This window comes from Anaerolineae bacterium (assembly GCA_011176535.1).
Taxonomy (GTDB): domain Bacteria; phylum Chloroflexota; class Anaerolineae; order Anaerolineales; family DRMV01; genus DUEP01.
On sequence record DUEP01000053.1, the window covers coordinates 1 to 4,014 of the forward strand.

Here is a 4,014-nt window from a genome sequence, read left to right on the forward strand (position 1 = left end):
CGACCCGCCGCAGCCGCCTGGCCTGCGCCTCACCCCCTTGCGCCGCCGCGACGCCCAGGTGCAGCAGGCCTGGCTGCGGCAGGCCTATCCCGGCGAGATCGCCTGGTTCTATCCCTTGGACTTGCCGCGCGACCTGGCGCCCACGCCGCTGGGGCTGCTGCGCCGCTGGTTGGGCCAGCGCCCGGTGCGTCAGGTGGCCGTGCGTGGGGCGGACGGCGAGACGTTGCGCCTGAGCCTGGCCCGCCTGCGCACCCGCAGCGCCTACGACGCCCTGTACCTGGCGGCCCCTCAGCTGCCCGCCACGGAGGCCCTGGCTCTGGCCGGGTGGGCCCTCTGCCAGCGCGCTTCGCAGCCCGTGTTGTTGGAGGTTCCCTTCGCCGAGGACGACGACCGCTGCTACCCAGCGGCGGGTTTTGCCCTGCACCGGGACCTGCTCTGGATGCGCTGGGACGGTGCCCTCTCCTGATCGCGGCGCCTTCCCCGGGCGTCCGGCTCAGGGCCCGGATGCAGGGAACGCGCCACGTTCATGGAGAGGACGATGGAGCAGGCTATAGGGTTGGCGATGCCTGGATTGGGGATGTGGGCCTATCGCGCCGCGGAACGCCGGGCGCGTGAGAAAGGCACCCTGGAGGCGTATTGAGCATGGACTGGCCCCTGACCGTGGACCATCCCTGGGACCTGTCGCCTGATCAGGCCGAGGCGCTGCAGCGCCGCCTGGCCGCCCGCGTGCGTAGCGAACCGCTGGCGTGGACGCAGGTGCGCTTCGTGGCCGGATTGGATGCGGCTTATCCTCAGGGGAAGATTCGCGCTGCTGTGGCTGTGCTGTCTTTCCCCAAAATGGACCTCGTGGATGTAGCCGTGGCCGAGGTGGACAACCCCGCTCCCTATATGCCGGGGCTGCTCTCCTTTCGAGAGGCGCCGGCGCTGTTGCGGGCTTTGGCAAGGCTGCGCGTGCGCCCCAATGTGTTGTTGGTGGACGGCCACGGTTGGGCGCATCCGCGGCGGTTGGGCATCGCCAGCCACATCGGGGTGCTGTTGGACTGGCCCACCGTAGGCGTGGCGAAGGCGGTGCTGGTGGGCCGCCCGGCGGGGCCGCTGGCTGATGAGGTCGGTGCCACGGTGCCGCTGTTGCATCAGGGCGAGGTCGTGGCTATGGGCGTGCGCACCCGCCAGGGGGTGAAGCCGGTGTGGGTCAGCGTGGGCCACCGGGTGGATTTGTCCTCGGCAGTGGCCCTGGTGTTGCGCTGCGGGCGGGGGTATCGCCTGCCCGAACCCTTGCGTTGGGCTCACCGCGTGGCAGGTGGACAGCCGCCGCCGCAGCCTCCAGCCGCCCGGCGTTTGTTGTGACCGGGATGGGGTAAAATAAACCCACCATGACGGCGTTACGCGATTGGTTCGAGGCCAACCGGCTGGCCCTGCTGTTCTTTTACGGCCAGGTGTTCTTTACCATGGGCGTGGCCGTGGCCGTGCAATCCCGGCGGCATTCCCGGTTGGCCCTGGCCCGAGGGCTACCTTGGCTGGCAGTGTTCGGCTTCTTTCACGCCTTCTACCTGTGGGGAGAGCCGCTGGTCTATCTGTTTCAGGTGGCCGGGACCCATGAGGGTACCGAACTGATCATGGTGTTGAAAACCCTGCAGGTGCTGTTTTTGGGGGGCTCCTTTGGCGCGTTGTTGCAGTTTGGCCTGATTCTGATGCGTCCTTTGCCGGAGCGCTGGGCTTGGCTGGACCTGACCGGCATGGCCCTTTTTTCTACCTGGTTGATCATGTTCTATTTGGGCCTTTCTCTGGGAATCGATTTGAGCACTTGGCAACAATGGCTGAATGTATTGGCGCGTTATGGGCTGGGGTTGCCCGGAGCTCTGGTGGCGGCTTGGGGCTTGCGCATTCAGGCCAAGCGGCATCTGGTTACCTTGGAGTTGGACTTTATTTACAGCAAACTGCGCTATGCGGGCATCGCCTTGCTCTTGTTTGCTGTGTTGATTGTGGCTTTGGCGCCGCCGTTGCCCGTGTTTCCGGCCAATTGGATCAATGCCCAGATCTTCAGCCGGGGGCTTTATCTGCCGGCAGAGGTTGCTCTGGTGGTGGTGAGTGTGGCGTTTGCCATGCTGACCATTCGGGTGTTGGAGGTCTTCAACATCGAGACGCAGCGCCTGTTGGATCAGATGGAGCAGGCGCAAATCGTGGCCATCGAGCGGGAGCGTATCGCCCGCGAGTTGCACGATGGGGCGCTCCAGCATGTTTACGCTGCCGGGTTGCTGGCCCGATCGTTGTGTCGCTGCGTCGAGAACCCTAACTCTGTGCGCCAGATAGAGCGGCTCTGGGAAGCCCTGGACAAAGCCATCCAGGAATTGCGGCGGTTTTTGAGCACGCTTCACGCCCCTTCCCGTGAGGGGAACACGGATGTGCATCGGGTGTTGGCTTCGCTGGCAGAAGACGCGGCGCGCATCTCGGGCACGGATATTGCTTACCATGGCGAGCCGGTGCAGGTTTCACCGGAAAAGGCGGCGCATCTGGTTTCCTTCGCGCGGGAGGCCCTTTCCAACGCCATTCGGCATGCCCGCACGCCTTTTATCCAGGTGCGTTTGCAAAAGCAAGATGACCGCCTTGTGTTGATTGTCGAGGACCAGGGCGTGGGCTTGCCCCCGCACGTCAAACGAGGCTACGGCCTGCGCAATATGGAAGACCGGGCCCGTTTGCTGGGCGGCACCGTGCGCTTTGAATCCCAGCCGGGGAAAGGCACACGGGTGGTGCTGTCGGTTCCTTTGAGCGAACTTCAGCCTGCGTCGGGGAAGGAAGATGAAGCCTAAAATTCGGCTCCTGATTGTGGACGACCACGAAGTGGTGCGCCTGGGCCTGCGCATGCTTTTGGAGGCGGAGGAGGACATGGTAGTCGTCGGCGAGGCGGCCGACGGCGAAGAAGCCTTGCGCCTGGCCTCTCAGTTGCGCCCTGATGTGGTGGTGATGGATATTCGCCTGCCTGGGCGGAGCGGTTTAGAGGCCTGTCAAGCCATTCGGCAGCGCCATCCGAAGACGCGGGTCATCATGTTGACTTCGTACCTCAGCGAGGAACTGGTGACCCAGGCCATCCGCGCCGGAGCCTCGGGATATGTGCTCAAGAACATTGACAGCATGGAACTGGTCCAGGCCATCCGCTCAGCCTATGCCGGCAGGACGGTGCTCGACCCCAGCGCGGCGGATTATATTGTCTCCCACCTGCGCCAGATGGAACACCGGGAGGACACTTCTCCCTTTGACCCCTTGTCGCAACGCGAGTTGCAGGTGATGGCGTTGGTGGCCCGGGGCAAAAGCAATCGCGAAATCGGTCGCTTGTTGCACCTCAGTGAGGGTACCGTGCGTAATTATGTCAGTTCTGTGATGGAGAAACTGGGCCTGCGCAATCGCATCGAGGTGGCAACTTTCGCTCTGGAGCACCGACTGTTTGACTATTTCCCTTTATTGGCGGATTTGGACAAGGAGGCGCGCTAAAGGGCGGCTCAGGGGAAATAGTGGCTCAACGCGCCAAGCAGAGTGGCCACAAAAAAGCCCGCTTCAGCCAGGGCCAGGCCAAGCAGCAGGTTGTGTTTCTGGTGCGCTGGGGTCTTGCCCCAAAAGGCCCCCCGGCGCACCTGGAGCGTGATCTCTGTCAGCAGGATGGCCCCTAGAACCCCGCTGCCGATTTTCCACATCCACAGGCTGCTGGTGAGCGGCCGGTCAAGGCACCAGAGGCAAAGCCCCCCGGAAATCACGGTGGCCCAGGCCAGGACGGTCCAGAGTTCCAGCCGTTGCTGAAAGGCGCTGCGCAGGTGGGGCCTGACCACCAGGGCGTCCAGCGTTTCTTCCCAGCACGCCACCAGCCCATGCCCGACCAGGACCAGGGTGGGCAGGCCGAAAAGAAAGCCATGGATTAGGCTAAGCCAGTGTAGCTTCATTGAACATCCCGGCCTTGGGCGATGGAACCAGCACGCTACTTCATTGTACAAAAATTCGCTTTTGCCTTTCCAGGGACATTTGACA

At 63.6% G+C, this 4,014-nt stretch carries 5 protein-coding genes; 4 read left to right on the plus strand and 1 reads right to left on the minus strand.

The genetic code is table 11. From position 1 onward, the window contains the following. From G4O04_06170 to G4O04_06185, 4 genes are all read left to right on the plus strand, one after another. Window positions 1-466, plus strand: a 466-nt coding sequence (locus tag G4O04_06170; protein HEY58106.1) for a hypothetical protein, incomplete at its 5' end; no start/stop codon positions are given. A 176-nt stretch (window positions 467-642) separates the two neighbouring features. Continuing rightward, window positions 643-1,347: a deoxyribonuclease V gene (nfi, locus tag G4O04_06175; protein ID HEY58107.1), complete on the plus strand. Its 705-nt coding sequence runs from the start codon at window positions 643-645 to the stop codon at window positions 1,345-1,347. Between the two features lie 26 nt (window positions 1,348-1,373). Beyond that, entirely contained in the window at window positions 1,374-2,807 is a 1,434-nt protein-coding gene (locus tag G4O04_06180; protein ID HEY58108.1) for a sensor histidine kinase, read from the plus strand. Continuing rightward, window positions 2,797-3,486 (plus strand): response regulator transcription factor, encoded by a 690-nt coding sequence (locus G4O04_06185; GenBank protein ID HEY58109.1) that lies wholly within the window; start codon window positions 2,797-2,799, stop codon window positions 3,484-3,486. The genes G4O04_06180 and G4O04_06185 overlap by 11 nt, the downstream gene beginning before the upstream one ends. An 8-nt stretch (window positions 3,487-3,494) precedes the next feature. Here the strand turns inward: G4O04_06185 and G4O04_06190 are convergent, their stop codons facing one another. After that, entirely contained in the window at window positions 3,495-3,929 is a 435-nt protein-coding gene (locus G4O04_06190) for a hypothetical protein (GenBank protein ID HEY58110.1), read from the minus strand. Between the last annotated feature and the right edge of the window lie 85 nt (window positions 3,930-4,014).